The organism is Stutzerimonas nitrititolerans, assembly GCF_003696285.1.
Lineage (GTDB): Bacteria > Pseudomonadota > Gammaproteobacteria > Pseudomonadales > Pseudomonadaceae > Stutzerimonas > Stutzerimonas nitrititolerans.
Genome location: NZ_RFFL01000002.1, coordinates 364,464 through 391,278 on the forward strand (window position 1 = coordinate 364,464; position 26,815 = coordinate 391,278).

The 26,815-nt window shown below is 64.4% G+C and carries 26 protein-coding genes; 15 read left to right on the forward strand and 11 right to left on the reverse strand.

Annotation, left to right across the window (positions count from 1 at the left end; translation table 11 throughout):
- Window positions 1-22: 22 nt before the first annotated feature.
- Together coaD and EA795_RS03775 are read left to right on the forward strand one after the other, a co-directional pair.
- Window positions 23-508, forward strand: coding sequence for a pantetheine-phosphate adenylyltransferase (coaD, locus tag EA795_RS03770; RefSeq protein WP_014851185.1), 486 nt, complete (start codon window positions 23-25; stop codon window positions 506-508).
- A gap of 108 nt (window positions 509-616) precedes the next feature.
- The gene (locus EA795_RS03775) at window positions 617-868 is read left to right on the forward strand and encodes a YfhL family 4Fe-4S dicluster ferredoxin (protein WP_014851184.1); all 252 of its coding nucleotides are present in this window, start codon (window positions 617-619) and stop codon (window positions 866-868) included.
- Window positions 869-910: 42 nt separating this feature from the next.
- Here EA795_RS03775 and EA795_RS03780 read toward each other — a convergent pair whose 3' ends face one another.
- The 4 genes from EA795_RS03780 to EA795_RS03795 form a co-directional block, all read right to left on the reverse strand.
- Complete coding sequence (locus EA795_RS03780; protein ID WP_122075640.1) at window positions 911-2,746, reverse strand: Na/Pi cotransporter family protein; 1,836 nt, start codon at window positions 2,744-2,746, stop codon at window positions 911-913.
- A gap of 80 nt (window positions 2,747-2,826) precedes the next feature.
- Complete coding sequence (locus EA795_RS03785; RefSeq protein WP_014851182.1) at window positions 2,827-3,168, reverse strand: hypothetical protein; 342 nt, start codon at window positions 3,166-3,168, stop codon at window positions 2,827-2,829.
- Between the two features lie 109 nt (window positions 3,169-3,277).
- Entirely contained in the window at window positions 3,278-4,090 is an 813-nt protein-coding gene (mutM, locus tag EA795_RS03790) for a bifunctional DNA-formamidopyrimidine glycosylase/DNA-(apurinic or apyrimidinic site) lyase (RefSeq protein ID WP_122075642.1), read from the reverse strand.
- 76 nt (window positions 4,091-4,166) lie between these two features.
- Window positions 4,167-5,033 carry an HDOD domain-containing protein gene (locus EA795_RS03795; RefSeq protein ID WP_014851180.1) on the reverse strand — a complete coding sequence of 289 codons (867 nt, stop codon included), beginning with the start codon at window positions 5,031-5,033 and terminating at the stop codon, window positions 4,167-4,169.
- 115 nt (window positions 5,034-5,148) lie between these two features.
- Between EA795_RS03795 and EA795_RS03800 the strand changes: the two genes are divergently transcribed.
- The 4 genes from EA795_RS03800 to EA795_RS03815 all read left to right on the forward strand — a co-directional run bounded on the left by EA795_RS03800 (window position 5,149) and on the right by EA795_RS03815 (window position 10,990).
- On the forward strand, window positions 5,149-5,688 hold the full coding sequence (locus tag EA795_RS03800; RefSeq protein ID WP_014851179.1) for a type 1 glutamine amidotransferase domain-containing protein: 540 nt from the start codon (window positions 5,149-5,151) through the stop codon (window positions 5,686-5,688).
- A 125-nt stretch (window positions 5,689-5,813) separates the two neighbouring features.
- The gene (locus tag EA795_RS03805; protein ID WP_122075645.1) at window positions 5,814-7,010 is read left to right on the forward strand and encodes a class I SAM-dependent rRNA methyltransferase; all 1,197 of its coding nucleotides are present in this window, start codon (window positions 5,814-5,816) and stop codon (window positions 7,008-7,010) included.
- 232 nt (window positions 7,011-7,242) lie between these two features.
- A complete protein-coding gene (gene ilvD / locus EA795_RS03810; protein WP_065985774.1) occupies window positions 7,243-9,081 on the forward strand; it encodes a dihydroxy-acid dehydratase in 1,839 nt (612 codons plus the stop codon).
- Window positions 9,082-9,451: 370 nt separating this feature from the next.
- Window positions 9,452-10,990, forward strand: coding sequence for a nucleobase:cation symporter-2 family protein (locus EA795_RS03815; RefSeq protein WP_122075647.1), 1,539 nt, complete (start codon window positions 9,452-9,454; stop codon window positions 10,988-10,990).
- Window positions 10,991-11,195: 205 nt separating this feature from the next.
- Here EA795_RS03815 and EA795_RS03820 read toward each other — a convergent pair whose 3' ends face one another.
- Complete coding sequence (locus EA795_RS03820; RefSeq protein ID WP_122075649.1) at window positions 11,196-11,555, reverse strand: DUF1090 domain-containing protein; 360 nt, start codon at window positions 11,553-11,555, stop codon at window positions 11,196-11,198.
- A 135-nt stretch (window positions 11,556-11,690) separates the two neighbouring features.
- Between EA795_RS03820 and EA795_RS03825 the strand changes: the two genes are divergently transcribed.
- From EA795_RS03825 to EA795_RS03860, 8 genes are all read left to right on the forward strand, one after another.
- On the forward strand, window positions 11,691-13,067 hold the full coding sequence (locus tag EA795_RS03825) for a uracil-xanthine permease family protein (RefSeq protein WP_058078380.1): 1,377 nt from the start codon (window positions 11,691-11,693) through the stop codon (window positions 13,065-13,067).
- A 164-nt stretch (window positions 13,068-13,231) separates the two neighbouring features.
- Window positions 13,232-14,035, forward strand: coding sequence for a substrate-binding periplasmic protein (locus EA795_RS03830; RefSeq protein ID WP_082636307.1), 804 nt, complete (start codon window positions 13,232-13,234; stop codon window positions 14,033-14,035).
- Window positions 14,036-14,124: 89 nt separating this feature from the next.
- Window positions 14,125-16,179 carry a BCCT family transporter gene (locus tag EA795_RS03835; RefSeq protein WP_014851173.1) on the forward strand — a complete coding sequence of 685 codons (2,055 nt, stop codon included), beginning with the start codon at window positions 14,125-14,127 and terminating at the stop codon, window positions 16,177-16,179.
- A gap of 285 nt (window positions 16,180-16,464) precedes the next feature.
- Window positions 16,465-17,238, forward strand: coding sequence for an ABC transporter ATP-binding protein (locus tag EA795_RS03840; protein ID WP_014851172.1), 774 nt, complete (start codon window positions 16,465-16,467; stop codon window positions 17,236-17,238).
- 14 nt (window positions 17,239-17,252) lie between these two features.
- Entirely contained in the window at window positions 17,253-18,008 is a 756-nt protein-coding gene (locus EA795_RS03845; protein ID WP_014851171.1) for an ABC transporter substrate-binding protein, read from the forward strand.
- A gap of 65 nt (window positions 18,009-18,073) precedes the next feature.
- A complete protein-coding gene (locus EA795_RS03850) occupies window positions 18,074-18,769 on the forward strand; it encodes an ABC transporter permease (RefSeq protein ID WP_014851170.1) in 696 nt (231 codons plus the stop codon).
- Window positions 18,766-19,455, forward strand: a complete 690-nt coding sequence (locus tag EA795_RS03855) for an ABC transporter permease (RefSeq protein WP_014851169.1) — start codon at window positions 18,766-18,768, stop codon at window positions 19,453-19,455. The genes EA795_RS03850 and EA795_RS03855 overlap by 4 nt, the downstream gene beginning before the upstream one ends.
- A 172-nt stretch (window positions 19,456-19,627) precedes the next feature.
- Window positions 19,628-20,524 carry a D-hexose-6-phosphate mutarotase gene (locus tag EA795_RS03860; protein WP_122075651.1) on the forward strand — a complete coding sequence of 299 codons (897 nt, stop codon included), beginning with the start codon at window positions 19,628-19,630 and terminating at the stop codon, window positions 20,522-20,524.
- A gap of 143 nt (window positions 20,525-20,667) precedes the next feature.
- Here the strand turns inward: EA795_RS03860 and EA795_RS03865 are convergent, their stop codons facing one another.
- The 6 genes from EA795_RS03865 to EA795_RS03890 all read right to left on the reverse strand — a co-directional run bounded on the left by EA795_RS03865 (window position 20,668) and on the right by EA795_RS03890 (window position 25,132).
- Window positions 20,668-21,339, reverse strand: a complete 672-nt coding sequence (locus tag EA795_RS03865; RefSeq protein ID WP_122075653.1) for a uracil-DNA glycosylase family protein — start codon at window positions 21,337-21,339, stop codon at window positions 20,668-20,670.
- Window positions 21,340-21,360: 21 nt separating this feature from the next.
- Window positions 21,361-21,891 (reverse strand): DUF3299 domain-containing protein, encoded by a 531-nt coding sequence (locus EA795_RS03870; RefSeq protein WP_122075655.1) that lies wholly within the window; start codon window positions 21,889-21,891, stop codon window positions 21,361-21,363.
- 88 nt (window positions 21,892-21,979) lie between these two features.
- Window positions 21,980-22,231 carry a GlsB/YeaQ/YmgE family stress response membrane protein gene (locus tag EA795_RS03875; protein ID WP_014851165.1) on the reverse strand — a complete coding sequence of 84 codons (252 nt, stop codon included), beginning with the start codon at window positions 22,229-22,231 and terminating at the stop codon, window positions 21,980-21,982.
- 88 nt (window positions 22,232-22,319) lie between these two features.
- Window positions 22,320-23,405 (reverse strand): 5-(carboxyamino)imidazole ribonucleotide synthase, encoded by a 1,086-nt coding sequence (locus EA795_RS03880; RefSeq protein ID WP_065985782.1) that lies wholly within the window; start codon window positions 23,403-23,405, stop codon window positions 22,320-22,322.
- A complete protein-coding gene (gene purE / locus EA795_RS03885; protein ID WP_122075657.1) occupies window positions 23,406-23,897 on the reverse strand; it encodes a 5-(carboxyamino)imidazole ribonucleotide mutase in 492 nt (163 codons plus the stop codon).
- A 332-nt stretch (window positions 23,898-24,229) separates the two neighbouring features.
- Window positions 24,230-25,132, reverse strand: coding sequence for a LysR substrate-binding domain-containing protein (locus EA795_RS03890; protein WP_014851162.1), 903 nt, complete (start codon window positions 25,130-25,132; stop codon window positions 24,230-24,232).
- A 162-nt stretch (window positions 25,133-25,294) separates the two neighbouring features.
- On the opposite strand from EA795_RS03890, the gene EA795_RS03895 reads away from it, so the two are divergent.
- Complete coding sequence (locus tag EA795_RS03895; RefSeq protein ID WP_122075659.1) at window positions 25,295-26,719, forward strand: aspartate ammonia-lyase; 1,425 nt, start codon at window positions 25,295-25,297, stop codon at window positions 26,717-26,719.
- The last annotated feature ends 96 nt before the right edge of the window (window positions 26,720-26,815 follow it).

The window sequence follows — 26,815 nt, forward strand, 5'->3', positions numbered from 1 at the left end:
ACGCCTGCGTCAGGACGCCGCGATGAATCGAGTGTTGTATCCGGGAACCTTCGACCCGATCACCATGGGCCACACCGACCTGGTCGAGCGCGCGTCGCGCCTGTTCGACGAGGTGATCATTGCCGTCGCGGCCAGTCCCAACAAGAATCCGTTGTTCCCGCTCGAACAGCGCGTGGCGCTGGCACAGGAAGTCACGGCGCACCTGCCCAACGTCAAGGTGCTGGGCTTTTCCACCCTGCTGGCGCATTTCGTCACCGAACAGAAGGCCAACGTGCTGCTGCGCGGGCTGCGCGCCGTATCCGATTTCGAATACGAGTTCCAGCTGGCCAACATGAACCGCCAGCTGGTTCCTGACGTGGAGAGTCTGTTCCTCACCCCGTCGGAGAAGTTCTCCTATATTTCCTCGACGCTGGTGCGCGAGATCGCCCGACTCGGTGGCGACGTCAGCAAGTTCGTTCACCCCTCGGTGATGCGCGCGCTGAACGAACGCTACGCCGCCAAGGGCTGACCCACCTACCTGCTGGCGGCAACCGCGTGCACCGACCGGGCCAATGCGGCAAAATTGGCCCGTCGTTTTACCTGCGCTGCGGTAGACACCGCAGCTGGAGCTAGCTGGATGTCCCTGATAATCACCGATGACTGCATCAACTGCGACGTTTGCGAGCCCGAGTGCCCGAACAGCGCCATTTCCCAAGGCGAGGAAATCTACGTCATCGACCCCAACCTCTGCACCGAATGCGTCGGCCACTACGACGAACCCCAGTGCCAGCAGGTCTGCCCGGTGGACTGCATCCCGCTCGACACCAACAATGTCGAGAGCAAGGACGAACTGATGCAGAAGTACCTGATCATCACCGGTAAAGCCTGACCATCCCTGCCAGGCCGTCGAGTACCTCGACGGCCTTCCTCGCTACAGGATCAGAGGTTCGTCGCGCACGTCCGTCTGCCGCAGCTGACGTGTCAGTTCCTGGCCCTCGCCCAGCAGCAACGCGTTGCGCAGGCTCTGAATGATGCGGCTGGCATAGCCCAGATCATTCATCAACGAACTGGTCTGCAGCCCATCGAGCTGCCGATTACGCACGGCCTCGAACAGCTGCTTGCGAAATGCCGCGTCGAAATCCGCCGCACGCGAATCCAGCCAGCACAAGCGGTCACGCCAGAGTTCGCCCGGCAGTTCCGACTGGTTCAGCGCTCGCATTTCGCGCAGGGCCTCGAGCAGGTGCCGCCGCAGCTGGACGTAGGCGTCGCGTACCGGCGATGCCTCCTTGCGAAGATAACGACCGAGATTCTTCTGCAGGTGCTTGGCGTCCTTCACCGCGTCCACCAGTTGCAGCGCCGCCACCTGGCAACTCAGCCAGAAACTCTGCTGGCCCTCGTCCAGCGGTGTGTCCAGGCGCCCCATGAAACTCAGCAGATCACCGTAGACCCCCTTGATATGGCGCTGGTACAGCTGCTCGGCATCCAGCGACTGCGGGCTCGGCTGCGCCTGCAGGATGGCCTCGTCCAGCTTGCCCTGCTGCAACAGCTGCTCCACGGGAATGAAAAGGGCGTGGCAGATCACTTCGAGGCTCAGCCGCTCGAGGTGCAGCAGTTCCTGCGCCACGGCGCTGGCCGCCGAGTCCGCCGAATCCAGCGCGCGCTCGCTGAGATAGCGCGCATGGGCGCGGGGCTCCGGCTGCTCGGCGGTCGCCAGCTCGGTGATCAGCACCAGAGGTTCGGCGCGATCCGGCAACCAGCGCTCCAGTTGCCGCACCAGTTGTGGCTGCCAGGGCCAGAACAGCAGCACGCCCATGCCGTTGAACAGCGTATGGAACAGCGCCAGCTGGATCAGCGCGTTGTCGCCCAGGCCGAAGGGTGTCACCAGCCATTGCACCAGCCAGCCCAGTGGCAGCAGCAGGACCAGCGCCACCAGCGCCGTCAGCACGTTGAACAACACATGCGCCAGCGCCAGCCGCTGACCGCCGCGGTTGCCACCCAGCGAGCCGACGAAGGCAGTGGTAACGCTCGAGCCGACATTCGCGCCGATGGCGATGGCCAGGCTCTGGCTCAGTTCGAGCTGCCCACCGGCCAGCGCTGCCAGCGTCAGCATCAGGGTGGCGTGGCTGGACTGCAGCACGACGGTGGCGAGCATGCCGATGGCGACGAAGGTCAATTGGCCAAGCACGCCTTCCGCCTGCCAGGCGGTCATGTTCAGGCCGTCATCGAAGCTGGAAAAGCCCGCCTTGATCTGATCGATGCCGAGAAAGATGAAGGCGATGCCCAGCACCACGCGCCCGGCGGCCTTGCCCTTGTCGCCCGTGAAGCTGGCGAGCACGCCGAACACCAGCAGCGGCAGCGCCAGGGGGCTCAGGCTGAGATTCTGTCCGGCCATGGCCAGCAGCCAGATGCCGCTGGTGGCGCCGAGGTTGGCGCCGAGGAGAATGGCCACGCCACCGGCCAGCTTGATCAGCCCGGTACTGATGAAGGCGATGGTCAGCAGCGAAACCAGCGTGCTCGATTGCAGCAGCACGGTGCCGCCCATGCCGAACAGCAGGCCCTTGAACGGCGTCGCGGTGCTGCGCGCCAGGAGCTGTTCCAGGTGGCTGCCGGCCAGGTCGCGCAGCCCCTCCTCCAGGCACTGCATGCCGAACAGGAACAGCGCCAGGCCGGCGCATAGCTGCAGCCAGCCCTCGTTCGACCAGAATGACCAGGACAGCGCGACGACGACGAGCGCCGGCAGGAGGAGCTTTACGAGAGGTTTGTTCAAGGCGCGGACTTCGCATCGACAATCGAGTCGCGAAGCCTACGCCAACGGGTTCGGCCCCGGAAGAGCCAGGGTTTCGACCATCAGTCCTGGCGGTTGTAACCGACCCTGGTGCAACCCAGGCAACGGGCGAAAGCGGCAGCGCCAGGCTCGACCACCAGGGCCTGGCCAGCTTCCTTGATGCCACCGCCCATGGCGCTGAACGGCAGGCTGACGACGAATACACCGGCGCCAATGACAGTCGCCGCGATCAGCAGCGGCCGCGCGATCAGCAGGTCGCCTACCATCGAGAAGGCTTTCGGCGCTTCGACGGTATACATCGGATCACCGCTGGTGTTCTGCTGCACCGACTGCGCCTGTGCCGGCATCGCCAGCAGGCCAGTGGTCAGGGCCAAGACAACGGCAGTAGAGCGAAACAGTTTCATGGTGTGGTCCTTCAGCTGGGCGAAACGAAGCCGATGATTGTTGTGGCGGCCACTATAGCAGTGCCCGCCCGCTCGCGAGCGTGAACGCCGTCAATGCCTGCGGTGTTGCTCAGCGCTGACAGCCACCACAGAACACGCTCGCCCGCTGCCCCAGGCGAACCTCGCGCAGACCTGCCCCGCAACGCTTGCAGAACTCCCCACCACGACCATAGACGAACAGTTCCTGCTGGAAGTAGCCCGGCTTGCCGTCGCCGCCGACGAAATCGCGCAGGGTGGTGCCTCCGCACTCGATGGCCTGGGCAAGAATCTGCCGGATCGCCTCGGCGAGCTTCAGGTAGCGTGCCCGGGAAACGGTCCCGGCGGCACGACGCGGATCGATGCCGGCGGCGAACAGGGCTTCGCTGGCGTAGATGTTGCCGACGCCCACCACCACGGCGTTGTCCATGATGAACGGCTTGATCGCCATGCTGCGCCCGCGCGACAGGCGAAACAGCCGCTCACCATCGAAATCGTCGCCCAGCGGCTCCGGACCCAGGCTGGCGAGCAGCACATGATTGAGCGGATCCTCGCTCCAGAGCAGCGCACCGAAGCGGCGTGGGTCGGTGTAGCGCAGGGCCATGCCCGTTTCCAGCAGGATATCGACGTGCTCGTGCTTTTCCGCCGGCAGCTCGCCATCCACCAGCCGCAGGCTGCCGGACATGCCCAGATGCGCGATCAGCGTGCCGGCCTGCGCCTTGATCAACAGGTACTTGGCGCGCCGCTCGACCGCCTCGATACGCTGGCCTGACAGGCGCACGTCCAGGTCTTCCGGAATCGGCCAGCGCAGGCGCCGCTCACGCACGATCACACGGCTGACACGCTGGCCGATGAGATGCGGCTCGATACCGCGGCGAGTGGTTTCGACTTCGGGAAGTTCAGGCATGGGGAATCAGAGGTACGACGGAAAGAGCGGAAATCCTAGCATGGGCTGAAAGCCGGAGAGAGGTTACGGCTGCAGGCTACCCCACCCCCATCTCCCGGATGCTCTCCTTGAGCGAGACGAAGTCGTACTCCGACAGCCCGACGTATTCGAGCACCAGTTGGGCAATCGCCTGCCATTCGTGATCTTCGGCCTGGTCACCGATGACTCTATGGCTGGCGCAGATGTGCTCGGCCATCTTGAGAATGGCCAGTAGCGTCTTGAGTGAGGCGTCGCGCCCGGAATCGTCGCTGAACAGCGAGAGCGCGTTGTGGTGATTGGCGATGGCCTCGCACAGGTGCAACGGCAGGTTCCATGACTTGGCGGTGAAGTAGCCGACCACGGCATGGTTGGTATTGAGCGCGCGGTTCTCGATATCGGTGACGCGGGTCTCGGCGCTCGCGCTGCCATAGGCTTCCTCCAGCACGCTCATGTAGCCGGGGAAACGCTTGACCATCAGCGGGATGCCGCAGTTGTGGAACAGCCCGAGCGTATAGGCCTCGTCCGGCGCCGGGTAACCGATGCGCTTGGCCAGGGTCAGGCTGGCCATGGCGACGTCCTGGGCGGTATCCCAGAAGCGATTGAGGGTGACGATCGCGTCATCGCTCAGCTCACCCTTGATCGACTGGGCATTGATCAGATTGATCACCGAATTGCAGCCCAGCAGGTTCACCGCCTGCCGGATGGAAGCGATGCGGTTGGCCAGGCCGAAGAACGACGAGTTGACGGTTTTCAGCAAGGCGCCGGACAGCCCCGGGTCCTGACTGATCAGACGCGCGATGTTGCGCAGATCGGGCTCCGGCATGACCTGTTCCATCTGCAGATCGACCATGATCTGCGGTTGCGGCGGCACGCTGATCCCTTGCAGTACGCGGCGGATCTGTTCGTCGGTCAGTTCAACGGGCATGGCGGACTCGGCTTGAAATGGCATGGCGCCACTACGAAGAAGATCGAACTTTGGCCGAGATCAGGGTCGGATTTCAAGTAACGCCCCATTCTTCAGCTCACCTCGGAGGCCCCAGATGGCAAATTCCCTACAAGGCAAGCGCGTGGCAATCCTGCTGACCGATGGCTTCGAGCAGGTCGAGATGACCGGTCCCCGGGAAGCCCTGGAAAAAGCCGGCGCCAGGACCGAACTCGTTTCGACCAGATCGGGCAAGGTGCGCGGCTGGAACCACACCACACCGGCCGACGAATTCCAGGTCGACCGCACCTTCGACAGCACCCGCATGGACGACTACGACGCCCTGCTGCTGCCCGGCGGGGTGGTGAATGCCGACACCATCCGCACCGACGAGATGGCCCAGGAGCTGGTGCGCGACGCCGCCCGCGCGAACAAGACCATCGCCGTGATCTGCCACGGCGGCTGGCTGCTGGTCTCGGCCGATCTGGTCAAGGGCAAGCGCATGACCAGCTGGCCTTCGCTGGTCGACGACCTGAAGAATGCCGGCGCCGAATGGGTCGACGAACAGGTGGTAGTCGACGGTCACCTGATCAGCAGCCGCAAGCCCGACGATATTCCGGCGTTCAGCGAGGCGCTGATCAAGGCATTGGCAGTATAAGAGCCGCTTGAGGCTTGAGGCTTGAGGCTTGACGAATATCTGCACGGTGCTCGTCCAGCTTTCCAGCCTCCAGCGCTTTTATCGGCCGCTGCCCCTATAATCGCGCCCTTTGCCGGAGCCCACCGATGACCCTGCCCAGCCTGCGCCTCAAAGCCAATGCCGATCGCCGCCTGCGCGCCGGTCATCTGTGGGTCTACAGCAACGAGGTGGACACCGCCGCCACGCCACTTTCCGGCTTCGCCGCTGGCGACCAGGCCATCCTCGAAGCGGCCGGCGGTAAGCCGCTGGGCATCGTCGGCGTGTCGCCGAACAACCTGATCTGCGCCCGCCTGCTGTCGCGCGACCTCAAGCACAGCCTGGACAAGTCGCTGCTGGTGCATCGCATCCAGGTCGCGCTATCGCTGCGCGAGCGCCTCTTCGAGCAACCCTGCTACCGCCTGATCTACGGTGACTCCGACCTGCTGCCGGGCCTGGTGGTGGATCGCTTCCACGACCATCTGGTGGTGCAGCTGGCCTCGGCGACCATGGAGCGCAACAAGGAAGCCGTGCTCGAAGCCCTGGTGCAGGTGCTCAAGCCACGCGGCGTGCTGTGGAAGAACGACTCCAGCGCCCGCGATGCCGAGGGCCTGGAACGTTACGTCGACACCGCCTTCGGCGTGGTGCCCGAGTGGGTGGCGCTGGAGGAGAACGGCGTGAAGTTCGAAGCGCCGGTGCTGGAAGGCCAGAAAACCGGCTGGTTCTATGACCACCGCATGAATCGCGCGCGCCTGGCACCCTACGTCAAGGGCAAGCGCGTACTGGATCTGTTCAGTTACATCGGCGGCTGGGGTGTGCAGGCCGCCGTGTTCGGCGCCAGCGAAGTGATGTGCGTGGACGCCTCCGGCTTCGCCCTCGACGGCGTCGAACGCAATGCCGCCCTGAACGGCGTGGCGGAGAAGGTGGCCTGCGTGGAGGGCGACGTGTTCGCTGCGTTGAAGGAGCTGAAGAACGCCGAAGAGCGCTTCGACGTGGTGCTGGTCGATCCGCCGGCGTTCATCAAGCGCAAGAAGGACCTCAAGAACGGCGAGGCCGCCTACCGCCGTCTCAACGAGATGGCCATGCGCATGCTCACCAAGGACGGCATCCTGGTCAGTGCCAGCTGTTCGATGCACCTGCCCGAGGACGACCTGCAGAACATCCTGCTGCAAAGCGCGCGGCATCTGGACCGCAACATCCTGCTGCTCGAGCGCGGCGGCCAGGGTCCCGACCATCCGGTGCATCCGGCCATCCCCGAGACCCGCTACATCAAGAACCTGACCTGCCGGGTGCTGCCCAACGCCTGACCCGGCGGTCGCACTACCAGCGCGCCAGATGGCCATACTTTCGCCGGCGCGCCGCCGGCATTAGAATCAGCCGTTCCTGCCCCACCCCAGGCGGATTCAAGAGCCCGGCCGAAGCAGCGGCGATCCCGCCTGACATCCGGCCCGCCCCGACAGACATTCACTCCGTTTGCCTCGGGCGTGCAGCACGCTCACCATACGCACAACCTGACCAGCCTTAGCAGGACCGATTGCCATGCCTGATTACCGCTCGAAAACCTCCACCCACGGCCGCAACATGGCCGGCGCCCGCGCCCTGTGGCGCGCCACCGGGATGAAGGACGAAGACTTCAAGAAGCCGATCATCGCCATCGCCAACTCCTTCACCCAGTTCGTGCCCGGCCACGTGCACCTCAAGGACATGGGCCAGCTGGTGGCGCGCGAGATCGAGAAGGCCGGCGGCGTGGCCAAGGAATTCAACACCATCGCGGTGGACGATGGCATCGCCATGGGCCACGACGGCATGCTCTATTCGCTGCCTTCGCGCGAGATCATCGCCGACTCGGTGGAATACATGGTCAACGCGCACTGCGCCGACGCCATCGTCTGCATCAGCAACTGCGACAAGATCACCCCCGGCATGCTGATGGCCGCCCTGCGCCTGAACATCCCGGTGGTGTTCGTTTCCGGCGGCCCGATGGAAGCCGGCAAGACCAAGCTGGCCTCCCATGGCCTGGACCTGGTGGACGCCATGGTCGCCGCCGCCGACGACAGCTGCTCCGACGAGACCGTCGCCGAGTACGAGCGCAGCGCCTGCCCCACCTGCGGCAGCTGCTCGGGCATGTTCACCGCCAACTCGATGAACTGCCTGGCCGAAGCCCTGGGCCTGGCCCTGCCGGGCAATGGCTCGACCCTGGCCACCCACGCCGACCGCGAGCAGCTGTTCCTGCGTGCCGGACGCATCGCCGTCGAGCTCTGTCAGCGCTACTACGCCGAAGGCGACGAGTCCGTGCTGCCGCGCAACATCGCCAGCCGCAAGGCCTTCGAGAACGCCATGACCCTGGACATCGCCATGGGCGGCTCGACCAACACCATCCTGCACCTGCTGGCCGCCGCTCAGGAAGCCGAGGTGGACTTCGACCTGCGCGCCATCGACGCGCTGTCGCGCAAGGTGCCGCAATTGTGCAAGGTGGCGCCGAACATCCAGAAGTACCACATGGAAGACGTGCACCGCGCCGGCGGCATCTTCTCCATCCTCGGCGAGCTGGCCCGTGGCGGCCTGCTGCACACCGACGTCTCCACCGTCCACAGCCGGACCATGGCCGAGGCCATCGCCCAGTGGGACATCACCCAGACCCAGGACGAGGCGGTACACACCTTCTTCAAGGCCGGTCCGGCCGGCATCCCGACGCAGACGGCCTTCAGCCAGAGCACCCGCTGGGACAGCCTGGACGACGATCGCGAGAACGGCTGCATCCGCTCGGTCGCGCACGCCTACTCCCAGGAAGGCGGCCTGGCCGTGCTCTACGGCAACATCGCGCTGGACGGCTGCGTGGTGAAGACCGCCGGTGTGGATGAGTCCATCCTCGTCTTCGAGGGTACGGCGAAGATCTACGAAAGCCAGGACAGCGCCGTGAAGGGCATCCTCGCCGACGAGGTGAAGGCCGGCGACATCGTCATCATCCGCTACGAAGGCCCGAAAGGCGGCCCGGGCATGCAGGAGATGCTCTATCCCACCAGCTACCTGAAATCCAAGGGTCTGGGCAAGGAATGCGCCCTGCTCACCGACGGCCGCTTCTCCGGCGGCACCTCGGGCCTGTCCATCGGCCACGCCTCGCCGGAGGCCGCGGCCGGCGGCGCCATCGGCCTGGTACGCGACGGCGACAAAGTGCTGATCGACATCCCCAACCGCAGCATCCAGCTGCAGGTCTCGGACGAAGAGCTGGCCCACCGCCGCATCGAGCAGGACAAGCTCGGCTGGAAGCCCGCCCAGCCGCGTGCACGCAAGGTGACCACGGCGCTCAAGGCCTACGCCCTGCTGGCCACCAGCGCCGACAAGGGCGCGGTACGCAACAAGGCGCTGCTGGAGGACTGAGCCGGCAAACAAGCCTTTCTCCATCGAGCCCGGCCCTGTGCCGGGCTCGTCGTTTCAGCGCCAAGCTGCCCTTTACGCGGCTCGCCCAGCCCAGTCTGAAGCTGAAAAGTCCCCTCCGGCGTCTTCTCGCCATACGCCCGCCACACGGCCACTCAAATCGATTCATCGGCGGCTGCCATTCGTCGATTCGCCAAACACCCGCTGCCGTGAAAAAGGCGGATACCGCCCATAGGCATCACGTTGGCCGTCGATAGCCGCACATAGTCGTCAATTTCTCGAAATCACAAATGTATACAAAAGGCTGGCAATTTCAGTAATTAATTGTCTACATTAGGGGCACAAGAACAACAGCGAGAAAGGGATCATCACCATGACAGCCTCATCCGCAAGAACATCTCCCGAAAAACGTCCGGAAGATGAGAACCTCGGCATCGGTGCCAACCTGGCCTACGGCCTGCAACACGTGCTGACCATGTATGGAGGCATCGTTGCGGTGCCACTGATCGTCGGTCAGGCAGCCGGTTTGTCCGCTGCGGAAATCGGCCTGCTGATCGCCGCCTCGCTGTTCGCCGGAGGTGCGGCTACCTTGCTGCAAACCCTCGGCCTGCCGTTCTTCGGCTGTCAGCTGCCGCTGGTACAGGGCGTATCCTTCGCCGGCGTGGCGACCATGATCGCCATCATCGGCAACGACGGCTCCGGCGGTCTTCCAGTAGTGTTCGGCGCGGTGATAGCCGCCTCGTTGATCGGCTTGCTGATCACACCAGTGTTCTCCCGCATCACCAAGTTCTTCCCACCCCTGGTCACCGGCATCGTCATCACCACCATCGGCCTGACGCTGATGCCGGTCGCGGCGCGCTGGGCCATGGGCGGCAACAGCCAGGCGCCGGACTTCGGCAGCATGGCCAACGTCGGCCTGGCGGCCTTCACCCTGGCGTGCGTGCTGCTGCTGAGCAAACTCGGCAGCGCCACCATTTCCCGCCTGTCCATTCTCCTGGCGATGGTGATCGGCACCGTGGCGGCGGTATTCTTCGGCATGGCCGACTTCTCCGGCGTACTGGACGGCCCGGTGGTGGCCTTGCCGTCACCGCTGCATTTCGGAGCGCCTGAATTCCAGGTGGCAGCCATCCTGTCGATGCTGATCGTGGTCATCGTCACGCTGGTGGAAACCAGCGCCGACATCCTCGCCGTCGGCGAGATCATCGACACCAAGGTCGACTCCAAGCGCCTGGGCAATGGCCTGCGGGCGGACATGATTTCCAGCAGCCTGGCACCGATCTTCGGCTCCTTCACCCAGAGCGCCTTCGCCCAGAACGTGGGCTTGGTGGCCGTCACCGGCATCAAGAGCCGCTACGTGGTGGCTTTCGCCGGCCTGATCCTGGTGACGCTCGGCCTGCTGCCGGTGATGGGTCGCCTGATCGCCGCGGTACCCACCGCCGTGCTCGGCGGCGCCGGCGTCGTGCTGTTCGGCACCGTGGCGGCCGCCGGTATCCGCACCCTGGCGCAGGTCGAGTACCGCAACAACATGAACCTGATCATCGTTGCCACCTCGATCGGCTTCGGCATGATCCCGATCGCCGCGCCGAGCTTCTACCATCACTTCCCGGCCTGGTTCGAGACCATCTTCCACTCGGGCATCAGCTCGGCGGCGATTATGGCGATCCTGCTGAACCTGCTGTTCAACCACCTGACCGTCGGCAACTCGGACCAGCAGTCGGTATTCGTCGCGGCCAGCGAACGCACCCTGCGCTATCGGGATATCGCCGCGCTGCACGACGGCGACCACTTCCGCGACGGCAAGCTGTATGACGTGGACGGCAACGAGGTTCCCGTGGTCGGCGCCGAAGACCACGGTGCGGCCACGCAGCCACCGCAAGCCAAGGTGGCGGAAGCGGTTCCGACCAGCGGCTAGGGACCGAACCACAACACGATCCGACTAGAACCAGTACCCGCCTCTATGAGCGGGTACTGTTTTTTATACGATTCGCACTGGCGGTAAGTTCCGTAGGGCCGAATTCATTCGGCCAGCGATTTGAGAAGGCCGAACAAGTTCGGCCCTACGGTAATGCCGTTCAAAAGGTGGCTTTCGTCGAGACGCAGCAAACGGGACCAGACACCTAATCCTCCAGTATCTCGCGCAACTCTTCCCTGGCTTCGTCCAGCTTGCGCTCACGCTTCTCGATCTTCTTCCGATCGCCATCACGCAACGCCTCCTGCAGCTCGGCTTCACGCTCGCGGACCTCTTCCCGCGCCTCGTCGATATCTTCCTGCCGTTCGGCCTGCAACCCCGGGTCGGTACAGTGCGCCCGGACCTTGCTCAGCGCGGTTTCCAGACCCTCGATGCGCCCGGCGTTGCCCTGCTCGCGGGCATGTTCCAACTGGCGGCGGATGTCCGCCTCCTTGCTGGCACAGCTTTCCTGTGCATGGGCCAAGCCGGTGGCGAACGACAGCAGGGTCATTGCGACGACGATTTTCATTCGGGGCACTCCTCGATTGGGTTTAGCTGATTGTAGATGCCGCGGGTTGCGCAACGAGTAGCTGGAAGGCACTGGCACTGTCCGTAGCGCATCCCGGTCAGTAGAATCGCGCTCTTTTCGCCTGGAAGGACGGCCATGAGCGCTCCCGACAACAAAACCGACCGCGAAACGCCGGACGAGCTGGTCTACGGACTCAACGACCGCCCACGTCCCTGGGTCGCCTTTCTCGCCGCATTGCAGCATCTGCTGGCGATCATCGTGCCGATCGTCACGCCAGGTCTGTTGATCTGCCAGGCCATCGGCGTGTCGCCGCGCGACACCAACATCATCGTGTCCATGTCGCTGGTGATTTCCGGCATCGCCACCTTCGTCCAGTGCAAGCGCTTCGGTCCGTTCGGCGCGGGGCTGCTGATCGTCCAGGGCACCAGCTTCAATTTCGTCGGACCACTGATCGCCGGCGGCGTGCTGATGGTCCAGCAGGGCACGCCGGTCGAGGCGGTGATGGCGGCGATCTTCGGCGTGGTGATCGCCGGCTCCTTCATCGAGATGGGCGTGTCGCGCGTCCTGCCGTTCGTCAAACGCCTGATCACCCCGCTGGTGACCGGCATCGTGGTGCTGATGATCGGCCTGACGCTGATCAAGGTCGGCCTGATCAGCATGGGCGGCGGTTACGCAGCCATGGGCAACGGCACCTTCGCCAATGGCGAGAACCTGTTGCTGTCCGGCGTGGTGCTCGGCGCCATCGTCATCCTCAACCGCCTGCCGGTGGTGTGGATGCGCAGCTGCGCCATCGTCATCGCCCTGGTCATCGGCTATGCGCTGGCCGCATACCTGGGCCGCCTGGACTTCACCGGCATGCGCGAGGCGGACCTGTTCGAAGTGCCGATGCCGCTGCACTTCGGCCTGGGCTTCTCCTGGAGCCTGTTCATCCCCATGGTGGTGATCTACCTGGTGACCTCGCTGGAAGCCATCGGCGACATCACCGCCACCAGCAACATTTCCCGCGAGCCGGTACAGGGCCCGCGGTGGATGCAGCGGATCAAGGGCGGCGTGCTGGTCAACGGCGCCAACTCGCTGCTGGCCGGCTTCTTCAACACCTTCCCCAGCTCGGTGTTCGCGCAGAACAACGGCATCATCCAGCTCACCGGCATCGCCAGCCGCTACGTCGGCCTGTGGATCGCCGCCATGCTGGTCATCCTCGGGCTGTTCCCGGTGGTGGCCGGCGTGCTGCAGGCGGTGCCCGAGCCGGTGCTCGGCGGCGCGGCCCTGGTGATGTTCGGCGCAGTGGCCGCGGCCGGCATCAACATCCTCGCCGGCATCGAGCTGGACCGCCGCGCCCTGCTGATCATCTCGGTATCGCTGGCGCTCGGCCTGGGCTTCTCGCAGGTACCGGAATTCCTCGCGCACATGCCCGATGCCCTGCGCAGCGTGCTGGAGTCGGGCGTGGCGACCGGTGGCATCTGTGCCCTGCTGATGAACTGGTTCCTGCCGGAAACACAGCCGAAGCGCTGAGCGGCGCTGTGCGGTGCCGGCCTCGAGCCGCCGGCACCGCCTCCGCATCCTGATCGGGCGACACCGCTTCGCGCTCGGCTTGAGTGAACAAGCACCGGGGCGCATGATGGCAAAAAGCCTCTAGCTACAATGCAGACCCACTTCCTCACAAGAAGGAACCTGCCATGCGAACGCCCCTTCGATGGCTGATGTTGAGCCTGTGCCTGCAAGCCGGTGCCTCGATGGCCACCGAGCTGCACTTCGTCACCGAAGACTTCCCACCCTTCACCTACGCCCTCGGCGAGCCTTCCAGCACCGACGAAGCTACCCGCGCGGCCGGCCCGCTGGCGGAGATCGTGCAAGCGGTATGCACGCGCCTGCAGTACCGTTGCCGGATCGATATCCACCCTTGGCGTCGTGCCCTGGCCCTGGCGGAACGCGGCGAAGCGGACGGTATCTTCACGGTGGTGCGTTCGCCCAGGCGCGAGACCTTCCTGCGCATCACGCGCATGCTGGTGACCTCGCGCTACAGCGTGTTTGCCCGCGACGGCCATTACGTGTTCTCCCAGCCGAAGGACCTCGCCGGGCGCACAGTCGGTGTCTATGGTCCCTCGGGCACGTCCTATGTCCTGTCGGAGCGACTGCGGCAGGTCGGTGACGTGCAGGTGCAGATGGTGCCTGACAACCGCCAGCTGTTGCGCATGCTGGCAAGCGGACGCTTCGGCGAAGAGGGCCTGGCGGTGATCAACCAGGACGTCGCCTGGCACCTGATCGAGGACGAAGGCCTCGGCGGGCTCCGCGAGGCCGGCCAGCTGGAACCCGTTTCCTACGGCATCGGGCTGTCGCGCAAGAGCATAGGACCTGCACAGTTTCAGCTCTTCGAACAGGCGCTCGACGCGCTCATCCTCGACGGCACGGTGCCCACCATCCTGCGTCGCCACCAGCTCGAGCCGGCCTATCGAAGCGCTCCCCCTGAGCACGTGGATTGAGCAATCGGCGCGGTATGGGCGTCTATCTTTGAAGAACGCATATGCCAACCTGCCTTACGCCCCCTCCGACCGCAGAGGCCAGACGCCCCATGGAATCATCGAGCAAACTGCCCAGAGCTATCATTCTCTTCCCTGTCTTCATCCCCGCCGTAGTGGTCACGCTGCTGCTGGTGATCGGCACCATCAGCAATCCCGAGCTGGCCGGCGAACTGTTCAGCGACACCCTGGCGTTCATCACGCGCTCGTTCGGCTGGTTCTACATGCTGGCGGTGGCCTTCTTCCTGGTCTTCATCGTCGGCATCGCGCTGACCAAGTGGGGCAACATCAAGCTCGGGCCGGACCATGCCGAGCCGCAGTACAGCTTTCCGGCCTGGTTCGCCATGCTGTTTTCCGCCGGCTACGGCATCGCGCTGTTGTTCTTCGGCGTAGCCGAGCCGGTGCTGCACTATTCGACGCCCCCGGTCGGCGCGCCGGAAACCGTGGATGCCGCCAAGCAGGCGATGCAGATCGCCTTTTTCCACTGGGGTTTTCATATCTGGGCGATCTACGGCCTGACCGGCCTGGCGCTGGCTTACTTTTCCTTCCGCCATGGCTTGCCACTGTCGATGCGCTCGGCGCTGTATCCGATCATCGGCGAGCGCATCCACGGCCCCATCGGACATGTGGTGGACATATTCGCCATCCTCGGGACGCTGTTCGGCATCGCCACTACCCTGGGCCTGTCGGTCACCCAGATCAACGCCGGCCTGAACTACCTGTGGCCGCAGATTCCCGTCAGCACCACGGTGCAGATCATTTCCATCGTGGTGATCACCGCCCTGGCGACCTGCTCGGTGGTGGCCGGCATGGACAAGGGCATCAAGAACCTGTCGCTGCTGAACATGGCCCTGGCCATCACGCTGATGCTGTTCGTGTTCGCCGTGGGGCCGACCATCTTCATTCTGGAAACCTTTCTGCAGAACACCGGCAGCTACCTGAACAACATCATCGAGCGCACCTTCAACCTGCAGGCCTATACGCGCAGCGACTGGATCGGCAACTGGACGCTGTTCATCTTCGGCTGGACCATCGCCTGGTCGCCGTTCGTGGGTCTGTTCATCGCCAAGATCAGCCGCGGCCGGACCATCCGCCAGTTCGTCTTCGGCGTGATGTTCGTGCCGACGATCTTCACCTTCCTCTGGTTCTCCATCTTCGGCGACACGGCGCTGCACCTGATCATGGTCGAGGGCTATACGGAGCTGATCGGCGAGGTGCAGAGCGACCATGCCATCGCACTGTTCAAGCTCTTCGAGCACCTGCCGCTGTCCTCCATCACCTCGTTCGTCGCAGTGGTGCTGATCGCCACCTTCTTCGTCACCTCGGCCGACTCCGGTGCGCTGGTGATCGACTCGCTGGCCGCTGGCGGCGTGGCGCAGACGCCCGTCTGGCAGCGGGTGTTCTGGGCGACCACGGCGGGCTTCGTCGCCATCGCCCTGCTGGTGGCCGGAGGCCTGAGCGCTTTGCAGACCATGGCGATCACCAGCGCGCTGCCGTTCGCCGTCGTCATGATCGTCGCGGCGCTGGGCATGTGGCGGGCACTGGTGATCGAGGGCCATCACGAAGTCAGCCTGCAGACCCACATGCACGGCAGCCGACTGGCCAGCAATGCCGGGCCGGGCCTGTGGAAAAAGCGTCTGGCCGGGCTGGTCAACTTCCCCAGCCGCGAAGAGGCGGAAAACTTCATCGCCACCAGCGTCATCAAGGGCATGCGCCGGGTGCAGCGCGCGCTGGCCGAACAGGGCTGGCCAGCCGAGGTGCATAGCGATGAGCACAATGCACGGGTCTACCTGGAGGTGATCAAGGACGATCAGGTCGATTTCGTCTACGAGGTTCGCCTGGTCGGCTATGCCATGCCGTCCTTCGTCCTTACCGAAGACCCGGACACCAACGAGCAGTACTACCGCGCCGAAGTGTTCCTGCGCCGCGGCGGACAGCACTACGACGTCTACGGTTACGACCAGCAGGACATCATCAGCGACATCCTCGACCAGTTCGAGAAATACCTGAACTTCCTGCACATCTCGCCCGGCAGCCTGCCGTGGAAGATGGAGGAACACGACGAGATGCTCAGCAGCGAGCCGGAGGCGCCGAGGCCCGACGCATAGGGTCCGCTCCCGCCTCGCTGCGCACGACGACAAAAAAACCGGTACGAAGCGGGGCGGCCAAAAGTTGCAAACTCATCTATATAGATAGAGGCGATCCGACTGCCGCGACAGCCCTCGGCCCTTTGCAGTGACTGACCGGTCACGCGCGTGACGAGGGCGTCGTGCTTGGCGCATGCCCTCGCCCATGCTAGGTTTGCGCCCCGCCAGGAAGGCGAGCAGTCAGCCGGAGCGCAATCAATACAGAATCAGGCCCGGCAAAGCACAGGCCTGAGAAGAGGAAGTTCAATGGCCGAGGCCATACCTGCACTGGAAATCCGCAACCTGCACAAGCGCTACGGCGACCTGGAGGTTCTCAAGGGTATCTCGCTGACGGCGCGCGACGGTGACGTCATTTCCATTCTCGGTTCGTCCGGCTCGGGAAAATCCACCTTCCTGCGCTGCATCAACCTGCTGGAAAATCCCCACGAGGGTGAGATTCTTGTCGGCGGCGAACAGCTCAAGCTCAAGCGCGCCAAAGATGGCGACCTGGTCGCCGCGGACGCCAGGCAGATCAACCGGATGCGCAGCAAACTCGGCTTCGTGTTCCAGAATTTCAACCTCTGGCCGCACATGAGCGTGCTCGACAACATCATCGAGGCACCGCGCCGGGTGCTCGGCCAGAGCAAGGCCGAAGCCACGGAAATCGCCGAAGCGCTGCTGGCCAAGGTCGGCATCGCCGACAAGCGCCACGTCTACCCCAACCAGCTTTCCGGCGGCCAGCAGCAACGCGCGGCCATCGCCCGCACCCTGGCGATGCAGCCTAAGGTGATCCTGTTCGACGAGCCCACCTCGGCACTGGACCCGGAAATGGTACAGGAAGTGCTAGCAGTGATTCGCTCGCTCGCCGAAGAAGGGCGCACCATGCTGCTGGTCACCCACGAGATGAATTTCGCCAAGCAGGTCTCCAGCGAAGTGGTTTTCCTCCACCAGGGTCTGGTCGAGGAGCAAGGAACGCCCGAGCAGGTATTTGACAACCCGCAATCGGCGCGCTGTAAACAGTTCATGTCCAGCCATCGTTAATGGAGCAACACCGCATGAAAAGCTATAAGAAGATTCTGCTGACCGCTGCTGCATCTCTGATCATCGGCACCCAGGCATTCGCTGCGGAGAAACTGCGCATCGGCACCGAAGGCGCCTACCCGCCCTTCAACCTGATCGATGCCAGCGGCACGGCCGTCGGTTTCGACCTGGATATCGCCCACGCGCTGTGCGCCAAGATGGAAGTGGAATGCGAAGTGGTGACCTCCGACTGGGATGGCATCATTCCCGCGCTGAACGCCGGCAAGTTCGACTTCCTCGCCGCCTCCATGTCGATCACCGAAGAGCGCAAGAACGCCGTCGACTTCACCGACCACTACTACACCAACAAGCTGCAGTTCGTGGCACCCAAGTCGGTGGACTTCAAGACCGACAAGGACTACCTGGACGGCAAGGTGATCGGCGCCCAGCGCGCGACCATCGCCGGCACCTGGCTGGAAGACAACATGGATGGCGTGGTCGACATCAACCTCTACGACACCCAGGAAAACGCCTATCTGGACCTGGCCTCCGGTCGCGTCGACGGCATCCTCGCCGACACCTTCGTGCAGTGGGAATGGCTCAAGAGCGACGCCGGCAAGGACTTCGAGTTCAAGGGCGAGCCGGTGTTCAACGATGACAAGATCGCCATCGCCGTGCGCAAGGGCAATGACGAACTGCGTGAGCGGCTGAACAAGGCGCTGGCGGAAATCATCGCCGACGGCACCTACAAGCAGATCAACGACAAGTACTTCCCGTTCAACATCTACTGATCCAACCGAACCGAAGCCCGGTCGCCACCTTTTCTGGCGGACCGGGCTTCGGTGTTTGAGCTTCTATGATTCCCGACCTTCACGGATTCGGTCCGGCGCTGATCGCCGGCACCTGGATGACAATCCAACTGGCCCTGGCGTCGCTGGCCCTGGGCCTGGTGCTCGGCCTGCTCGGCGCCCTCGCCAAGACCTCGCCCTACAGCGCCCTGCGCTGGCTCGGCGGCACCTACTCGACCATCGTGCGCGGCGTACCCGAGCTGATCTGGGTACTGCTGATCTACTTCGGCACCATCAACCTGGTGCGCTGGCTCGGCAACCTGGTGGGCATCGACAACCTCGCGCTGAGCCCCTTCGTCGCCGGCACCATCGCCCTGGGCCTGTGCTTCGGCGCCTATGCCACGGAAGTCTTCCGCGGCGCGCTGCTGGCGATTCCCAAGGGCCACCGCGAAGCCGGCCTGGCACTGGGCCTGGGCAAGCGGCGGATCTTCCTGCGCCTGATCATGCCGCAGATGTGGCGCCTCGCCCTGCCGGGGCTGGGTAACCTGTTCATGATTCTGATGAAGGACACCGCGCTGGTCTCGGTGATCGGCCTGGAAGAGATCATGCGCCGCTCGCAGATCGCCGTGACCGCCAGCAAGGAGCCCTTCACCTTCTTCATCGTGGCCGCCTTCATCTACCTGGGGCTGACGGTGATCGCCATGATCGGCATGCATTTCCTCGAAAAACGCGCCGGCCGCGGCTTCAGCAGGAGCGCCGCATGAGCTGGGAGACCTTCATCAAATGGCTTCCGAGCTTCCTCGACGGCGCCTGGCTGACCCTGCAACTGGTCGGGGTATCCGTCATCGCCGGGCTGATTCTCGCCCTGCCGCTGGGCATCGCCCGCTCCTCGCGCCATTTTCCGGTGCGCGCGCTGCCCTATGCCTACATCTTCTTCTTCCGTGGCACGCCGCTGCTGGTGCAGCTGTTCCTGGTCTACTACGGCCTGGCGCAGTTCGATGTGGTGCGCCAGGGGCCACTGTGGCCCTACCTGCGCGATCCCTACTGGTGCGCCATCATCACCATGACCCTGCACACGGCCGCCTATATCGCGGAGATCATCCGCGGCGCGATCCAGAACGTGCCGGCCGGCGAAGTGGAAGCGGCGCGCGCACTGGGCATGTCGCGCCGCCAGACGCTATGGCACATCATCCTGCCGCGCGCCACGCGCATCGGCCTGCCGGCCTACAGCAACGAAGTGATCCTGATGCTCAAGGCCAGCGCCCTGGCCAGCACCATCACCCTGCTGGAGCTGACCGGCATGGCGCGCAAGATCGCCGCGCGCACCTACCTGCACGAGGAAATGTTCCTCACCGCCGGCCTGATCTACCTGGTCATCGCCTTCGTCCTGATGCAAGGCTTCAAGCTGCTGGAGCGCTGGCTGCGGGTGGATGCCTGCCAGGGCCGCTAACCGTGGACCTGTGGGTGGATCGCGCTTCACCGATCCACCGGGTGGCGATCCACCAGATGGCGCCCCACCGAACGGAGCCACGGTGGATGTGAAAGGCGACATCCACCCTACGAGGAAATCCCGTCCTGCGGCTGTTGTCAGAGACACATCCGAGCCATCCACGAGACCACCCATGCCCATTGATATCCAGCGCATCGAAATAGACCAGCTTGCCTGCTGGCGCATCCGCCGCGGTGACAACGAACTGCTGGTCGCCGAACAGGGCGCGCAGGTGCTCAGCTACCGTCAGGGCGATGCGCCGCCGATCATCTGGCTCAGCGAAGAAGCGGCCTTCCAGCAGGGCCAGTCGGTGCGCGGCGGCGTACCGATCTGCTGGCCCTGGTTCGGTGATCTGAAGCGCAATCCCGAAAACGTGCAGGCAGCGTACCGGGGCGAGACCGAAGCGCCCTTCCACGGCCTGGTACGAGGCCTGGACTGGCAGCTGGCACAACAGCGCTGCGAGGGAGACACCGGCATATTGGAGTTCAGCTGTCCGCAGGCGCTGGGTGCGCTGCCGGGCTGGCCACATCGGGTGGAACTGAAACTTCAGATTCGCCTGGACGAGCGCCTGCACATCAGCCTCACCAGCCGCAACCTGGGCGATCAGCCCGTGGCCATCAGCCAGGCGCTGCACAGCTATTTCGCCATCGGCGATATTCATCAGGTCTCGGTGGAAGGGCTGGACGGCTGCCGCTATATCGACACCCTGGAGAACTGGCAGCAGCGCCAGCAACAAGGTGACCTGAGGTTCACAGGCGAGACCGACCGCATCTACCTGGACCTGCCGCCGACGCTGCACCTGCGCGACCCGCAGCTGAACCGGCGGATCACCCTGCAAACCCGGGGTTCGCGTTCGGCGATCCTGTGGAATCCCTGGATCGACAAGGCCCAGCGCCTGTCGCAGTTCGCCGATGATGCCTGGCAGCGCATGGCCTGCATCGAAACCGCCAACACCATGGACGACCGGGTGCTGCTGAACGCGGGCGCCAGCCATACCCTCGCCGTCTCCATCGGCAGCGAATCTATCTAGGACCTGTTTCAGACTCTGTAGGGCCGAATTTATTCGGCCACCGGCGCGCGCAGATATACGCAAGGCCGAACAAGTTCGGCCCTACGGTACTTTTCAAACTCTCTTCCGGTACGAAAAGATGGGCTCCGTAAACGGCGCCCGTTCTAAGCGCCCAGCAGTTTCAGCCGCTCTTCGAGCAACGCCGGAAACCGCTTGAACCAGGTCTGGTTCAGCGGCGACGGATGCGGCAACGGATAGAGCCGGAAGCTGCGCGCCGCGCCGTCCTCGGCCTGCAGCTCGACCTCGATGGAGGCGCTGAAACGGTCCTCGCGCTGCCAGAACTGCTCGAGCCGCTGCCGCGCTGCCGCGGGCTGGTCGATACCGAACCAGAGAAAGGCTTCGCGCCCCAACGTGACGATCGCCTCGCCATGCCAGCTTTCGACCAGCAACTGGCGCATCAGCGGATGAAAGCGGCGCTTGACCTTCATCGACCAGGCCTTGTTGCCGATGGGCTTGTACGGCACGGTGTTGATCCAGAAGAAGCGCTTGCCCAGCTCACGTCCTGCCTCGAAGTCGGGCATCGGCTCGCCGTGCAGGTAGCGATAGAGCACCTTGCGCACGATCTGCCCACCACTGCCGATGAAGGGTTCGCCATGGCGAACCTCCTCGCGCCCCGGATCGCGGCCGAAGAAGGCAATCGGCGCATCGGCGTCGCCCAGACCGATGATCGGCTCCAGCGGATCCTTGTCGAAGTGCTGGTACACCTCGAGATCGATGCCTTCGGTTTGCGCGGCAAGCGTGCGAAAGGCCTGGCGTTGCTCCTCGTCGATCGGCATGGAATCTACTCCGGCAAGTCGTTACAGGTCGTCTTCCTCGACCCGCTCCACCCGTTCGGCCGAAAAGGCATAGGCCGCATCCGCCAGATCGTTGCTGACCGGTTCGACACGCAAGGTACCGTCGACCCACAGTGGCGCGTAGATATCTTCCAGCGTGATTCCCTGGGGGTAGCGCACCAGCACGATCTGGTTCGGCGGCGGTGGCGGCACGTGAATGCAGGCGCCTGGATAGGGCACCAAGAAGAACTCGGTGCTGCGCCCGCGCGCGTCGCTTTCCAGGGGTACCGGATAGCCGCCGAGGCGGATGCCCTTGCCGTCGAGCGCCGCTACGGTTTTCGCCGAGTACATCACCGCCGGCAGGCCCTCGCCCTGCTTCAGGCCGCCCTGGTCGCTGAAGCCATTGGCTTCGGGCGAGTCGTGCTCGATCTCCGGCATGGCTTCCAGCGCCTGGCGGTCCTCTTCCGGCATCAGCTCGAGCCAGTCCAGTTCGGCGGGCGCGGCCAGCGCGCTCAGCGGCAGGGCAATCAGCAGGGACAGGCAGAAACGACGCATGAAGCAGCACTCGATACGTAGGGCCGAATTCATTCGGCCATTGATTCACCAAGGCCGAACAAGTTCGGCCCTACAGTCACCGGGCAGGTTAATGCTTGCGGCTGGTCACCATGCCATAGATCACCAGCAGAATGATCGCGCCGATCACCGCCCCGATGAAACCGGCGCCTTCCCCCGCCTCGTACAGGCCCAGCGCCTGGCCGCCATAGGAGGCCAGCAGGGAGCCGCCGATACCCAGCAGGATGGTCATGATCCAGCCCATGCTGTCATTGCCGGGTTTCAGGAAGCGTGCGACCAGCCCCACGATCAGGCCGATGATGATGGTTCCGATGATGCCCATAGGCGCTACTCCTCAGGTCCGAAGGATGGCTATCGATACCTGTATTCGGACCCGAGGCGCGCCGCACAGTTCGCTGCGCTGTCGGCGCTCAGTCCCGAACGATCAGCGACTCCACGGCGGTGATCTGGCGATCCAGGGTGGCGCGGTCCGGGCAACGCAGCGTGGCGTGGCCGACCTTGCGCCCGGCCTTGAACGCCTTGCCGTAGTGATGCAGGTGGCAATCCTCGATGGCGATGACCTTCGCCACTGGCGGCACTTCGCCGATGAAGTTGAGCATGGCGCTTTCGCCCAGCTTGGCGGTCGAGCCCAGCGGCAGGCCGGTGATGGCCCGCAGATGGTTCTCGAACTGGCTGCACTCGGCACCTTCGATGGTCCAGTGCCCGGAGTTGTGCACGCGCGGCGCGATTTCGTTGGCCTTGAGCCCGCCGTCGATCTCGAAGAACTCGAAGGCCAGCACGCCGACATAATCCAGGTGCTGGAGCACGCGGCCGGCGTAATCCTCGGCCAGCGCCTGCAACGGATGGTTGCTGCTGGCCACCGAGAGCCGCAGGATGCCCGCTTCGTGGGTGTTGTGCACCAGCGGGTAGAAGCAGGTCTGGCCGTCGCGACCACGCACGGCGATCAGCGAAACCTCGCCGGTGAAGGGCACGAAGCCCTCGAGAATGCAGGGCACGCTGCCCAGCTCGGCGAAGGCATCGACCACGTCGCCCAGCTTGCGCAGCACCTTTTGGCCCTTGCCGTCGTAACCCAGGGTACGGGTCTTCAGCACCGCCGGCAGACCGATGCGCGCCACGGCGACATCGAGATCGTCCTGCGACAGGACGTCGGCGAACTCGGGTGTCGGGATGCCCAGATCCTTGAGCATGGATTTCTCGAACCAGCGATCACGGGCGATGCGCAGCGCCTCGGCACCGGGATAGACCGGCACGAACTGCGACAGGAAGGCCACCGTCTCGGCCGGCACGCTTTCGAACTCGAAGGTGACCAGATCCACCTCGTCGGCCAGTTGCCGCAGGTGATCCTGGTCGCCATAGCCGGCACGCAGATGTTCGCCCAGCGCCGCGGCGCAGGCATCCGGCGCCGGGTCGAGGAAGGCGAAATTCATTCCCAGCGGAGTCCCCGCCAGGGCCAGCATGCGACCCAGCTGGCCGCCACCGATCACGCCGATCTTCATTTACGGATTCCTCGGATCGGGGTTGTCCAGCACCGTCTGCGTCTGCTCGTCGCGGAATTTCTTCAGCGCCGCATGATATTTGGGGAATTCATGGCCGATGATGCTGGCCGACAACAGCGCCGCGTTGACCGCGCCCGCCTTGCCGATGGCCAGTGTCGCGACCGGCACGCCAGCGGGCATCTGCACGATGGACAACAGCGAATCGACGCCCGAGAGCATCGACGACTGCACCGGCACACCCAGCACCGGCAAGTGCGTCTTGGCCGCGCACATGCCCGGCAGATGCGCGGCGCCACCGGCACCGGCGATGATCACGCGCAACCCGCGCGCCTCGGCCTGCTCGGCGTACTGGAACAGCAGATCCGGTGTGCGATGCGCGGACACCACCGTGACCTCATGGGGAATCCCGAGCTTTTCCAGCATCTCGGCGGTGTGGCTGAGGGTGGACCAGTCGGACTTGGAGCCCATGATCACGCCTACCAGTGCGGTCATCGTTGTGCCTCTTGTCGTGCGCGCGCAGCGCTACAAAAACCAACGAGCCACACGATGAAAGCCTGGCTCGTCACAGGGTAAACCAGCGGGCTCGCTGGTTCGAAGGCGCCGAATTATACCGGAAAGCCATGCGTGTCGCGCCTGCGACTCGGCATCCGACCTGGCTCGTTCCGAGCGCTCGAAAGTATCGCGTCCGGTGGCTCGTGCGACTGTCTGGTTAGCTCAAGTTCGGTGGCGATACAAAGGCGCTGCGAAAAGCGATAACCGGCCCACGGCAAGGAGTAGTAGCGCAGTGCGCCGAAATCGACCAACCGAACTGATCGAGCAGGCCACTAACCTGCATCGGCTTCGCCCAGCCTACGCCACAGCAGCCGCACCGACGCCTTGCGCACCAGGGCGCAGCGGTACAGGCGGATTTCCAGCGGCAGACGCCAGCTGTCGTCGGCGCATTCCACCAGCTCTCCGCGCTGCAGCTCGGCAGCGATGCTCAGGCGCGGCACCCAGGCCACGCCGAGACCTTGCAGCGCCATGCTTTTCAGGCTGTCGGCCATGGCGGTTTCATACACCGTGGTGTAGCGCAGCCGACGCTGTCGCAGCAGGGCGTTGACCGAGCGGCCGAGAAAGGCGCCAGCGCTATAGGCCAGCAGCGGCACGCTCTGGCCGCCGTTCAGGTCGAACAGCGCACGGCCCCGATCATCCACGGCGCAGACCGGCAGCATCTCGCTGTCGGCCAGGTGCAGAGATGGAAAGATATCCGCATCCAGCTGCAGCGCGGCATCGGGATCGTGATAGGCCAGCATCAGGTCGCAGGCGCCTTCACGCAGGGCGTGCACCGCGTCGCCCACGTTGGTCGCCATCAGCCGCGTGCTGGGGGTCAGGCCCAGTTCGCGCAGGCTGGCGATCCATTGCGGAAAGAAACCCAGCGCCAGCGAATGCGCGGCGGATATCTGCAGAACCTCGCCCTGTTGCCCTTCCAGATGATGCAGATGGCGCAGCACCTCGCCCAGTTGCTCCACCAGACTGCGCGCGGTGATGAGGAACAACTGGCCGGCCTCGGTCAGCTCCACCGGCGTACGCGAACGATTCACCAGGGTCAGCCCCAGGGTGTTTTCCAGGCTGCGGATGCGCCGGCTGAACGCCGGCTGGGTGACGAAGCGGCGCTCGGCCGCCTGGGAAAAGCTGCGAGTCGCGGCCAGGGCGACGAAATCTTCCAGCCATTTGGTCTCGATGTTCATTCCGGCTCCAGCGATAGCGCTCGTCTGCCCTCGAGCGTCACGGCAACATTATGCCGATCGTGCATGGATCAGCGATTAACGGCATTGGCCGGCCCGGCCGCGAAAGGCCTATGGTAGCGGGCATCGCGGCCACGACCGCTTTTCTTCGGATAATGGAACATCATGTCCTCCGCTGCATCCTTCCGCATCGAAAAAGACCTGCTTGGCACCCTCGAAGTACCCGCCGACGCCTACTACGGGATTCAGACGCTGCGCGCGGTCAACAACTTCCGTCTCTGCGGCGTGCCGCTCGCGCACTATCCGAAACTGGTGGTCGCGCTGGCCATGGTCAAGCAGGCCGCCGCCGACGCCAACCGCGAGCTGGGGCACCTGAGCGACGCCAAGCACCTGGCGATCAGCCAGGCCTGCGCGCAGCTGATCCGCGGCGATTACCACGACCAGTTCGTAGTGGACATGATCCAGGGCGGCGCCGGCACCTCGACCAACATGAACGCCAACGAGGTGATCGCCAACCTGGCGCTCGAATCCATGGGCCATGCCAAGGGCGAGTATCGCCACCTGCACCCAAACAACGACGTGAACATGGCGCAGTCCACCAACGACGCCTACCCCACGGCGATCCGCCTGGGCCTGCTGCTCGGCCATGACACCCTGCTCGCCAGCCTCGACAGCCTGGTCGCGGCCTTCGCCGACAAAGGCACAGAATTCACCCACGTGCTCAAGATGGGCCGCACACAGTTGCAGGACGCGGTGCCGATGACCCTCGGCCAGGAGTTCCGCGCCTTCGCCACCACCCTCGGCGAGGACCTCGAGCACCTGCGCCTGATCGCGCCGCAACTGCTGGTGGAAGTGAACCTCGGCGGCACCGCCATCGGCACCGGCATCAACGCCGACCCCAACTACCAGGCGCTGGCCGTGCAGCGCCTGGCGACCATCAGCGGGCACCCGCTGAAGCCCGCCGCCGACCTGATCGAAGCCACCTCCGACATGGGCGCCTTCGTCACCTTCTCCAGCATGCTCAAGCGCCTGGCGGTGAAGCTGTCGAAGATCTGCAACGACTTGCGCCTGCTCTCCAGCGGGCCGCGCACCGGCATCAACGAGATCAACCTGCCGCCGCGCCAGCCGGGTAGCTCGATCATGCCGGGCAAGGTCAACCCGGTGATTCCGGAGGCGGTCAACCAGGTGGCGTTCGAGGTGATCGGCAACGACCTGGCGCTGACCATGGCCGCCGAGGCCGGCCAGTTGCAGCTCAACGTGATGGAGCCGCTGATCGCCTACAAGCTGTTCGACTCCATCGGCCTGCTGCAGCGCGCCATGGACATGCTGCGCGAGCACTGCATCGTCGGCATCACCGCCAACGAGGATCGTTGCCGTCAGCTGATGGAAAGCTCCATCGGCCTGATCACCGCGCTAAATCCCTACATCGGCTACGAGAACGCCACCCGCATCGCCGGCCAGGCGCTGCTCAGCGGCCGCGGCGTGCTGGAGCTGGTGCGCGAGGAACAGTTGCTGGACGATGCCACCCTGGACGACATCCTGCGCCCGGAAAACATGATCGCTCCGCGCCTGGTGCCGCTGAAGGGCTGATCCGCTTCGCCGACCGACAGGTTCTTCAGGCTGGTTCTCCCGGGATGGCTTCGGCCATCCCGCTTTCGTTCGCGTCGCCAAGCCCGGTTTCATCAT

Coding starts and splice junctions, on each gene's coding strand:
- coaD (WP_014851185.1), top strand. CDS start 23: ATGAATCGAGTGTTGTATCCGGGAACCTTCGACCCGATCACCATGGGC.
- EA795_RS03775 (WP_014851184.1), top strand. CDS start 617: ATGTCCCTGATAATCACCGATGACTGCATCAACTGCGACGTTTGCGAG.
- EA795_RS03785 (WP_014851182.1), bottom strand. CDS start 3,168: ATGAAACTGTTTCGCTCTACTGCCGTTGTCTTGGCCCTGACCACTGGC.
- mutM (WP_122075642.1), bottom strand. CDS start 4,090: ATGCCTGAACTTCCCGAAGTCGAAACCACTCGCCGCGGTATCGAGCCG.
- EA795_RS03795 (WP_014851180.1), bottom strand. CDS start 5,033: ATGCCCGTTGAACTGACCGACGAACAGATCCGCCGCGTACTGCAAGGG.
- EA795_RS03800 (WP_014851179.1), top strand. CDS start 5,149: ATGGCAAATTCCCTACAAGGCAAGCGCGTGGCAATCCTGCTGACCGAT.
- EA795_RS03805 (WP_122075645.1), top strand. CDS start 5,814: ATGACCCTGCCCAGCCTGCGCCTCAAAGCCAATGCCGATCGCCGCCTG.
- ilvD (WP_065985774.1), top strand. CDS start 7,243: ATGCCTGATTACCGCTCGAAAACCTCCACCCACGGCCGCAACATGGCC.
- EA795_RS03815 (WP_122075647.1), top strand. CDS start 9,452: ATGACAGCCTCATCCGCAAGAACATCTCCCGAAAAACGTCCGGAAGAT.
- EA795_RS03820 (WP_122075649.1), bottom strand. CDS start 11,555: ATGAAAATCGTCGTCGCAATGACCCTGCTGTCGTTCGCCACCGGCTTG.
- EA795_RS03825 (WP_058078380.1), top strand. CDS start 11,691: ATGAGCGCTCCCGACAACAAAACCGACCGCGAAACGCCGGACGAGCTG.
- EA795_RS03830 (WP_082636307.1), top strand. CDS start 13,232: ATGCGAACGCCCCTTCGATGGCTGATGTTGAGCCTGTGCCTGCAAGCC.
- EA795_RS03835 (WP_014851173.1), top strand. CDS start 14,125: ATGGAATCATCGAGCAAACTGCCCAGAGCTATCATTCTCTTCCCTGTC.
- EA795_RS03840 (WP_014851172.1), top strand. CDS start 16,465: ATGGCCGAGGCCATACCTGCACTGGAAATCCGCAACCTGCACAAGCGC.
- EA795_RS03845 (WP_014851171.1), top strand. CDS start 17,253: ATGAAAAGCTATAAGAAGATTCTGCTGACCGCTGCTGCATCTCTGATC.
- EA795_RS03850 (WP_014851170.1), top strand. CDS start 18,074: ATGATTCCCGACCTTCACGGATTCGGTCCGGCGCTGATCGCCGGCACC.
- EA795_RS03855 (WP_014851169.1), top strand. CDS start 18,766: ATGAGCTGGGAGACCTTCATCAAATGGCTTCCGAGCTTCCTCGACGGC.
- EA795_RS03860 (WP_122075651.1), top strand. CDS start 19,628: ATGCCCATTGATATCCAGCGCATCGAAATAGACCAGCTTGCCTGCTGG.
- EA795_RS03865 (WP_122075653.1), bottom strand. CDS start 21,339: ATGCCGATCGACGAGGAGCAACGCCAGGCCTTTCGCACGCTTGCCGCG.
- EA795_RS03870 (WP_122075655.1), bottom strand. CDS start 21,891: ATGCGTCGTTTCTGCCTGTCCCTGCTGATTGCCCTGCCGCTGAGCGCG.
- EA795_RS03875 (WP_014851165.1), bottom strand. CDS start 22,231: ATGGGCATCATCGGAACCATCATCATCGGCCTGATCGTGGGGCTGGTC.
- EA795_RS03880 (WP_065985782.1), bottom strand. CDS start 23,405: ATGAAGATCGGCGTGATCGGTGGCGGCCAGCTGGGTCGCATGCTGGCC.
- purE (WP_122075657.1), bottom strand. CDS start 23,897: ATGACCGCACTGGTAGGCGTGATCATGGGCTCCAAGTCCGACTGGTCC.
- EA795_RS03890 (WP_014851162.1), bottom strand. CDS start 25,132: ATGAACATCGAGACCAAATGGCTGGAAGATTTCGTCGCCCTGGCCGCG.
- EA795_RS03895 (WP_122075659.1), top strand. CDS start 25,295: ATGTCCTCCGCTGCATCCTTCCGCATCGAAAAAGACCTGCTTGGCACC.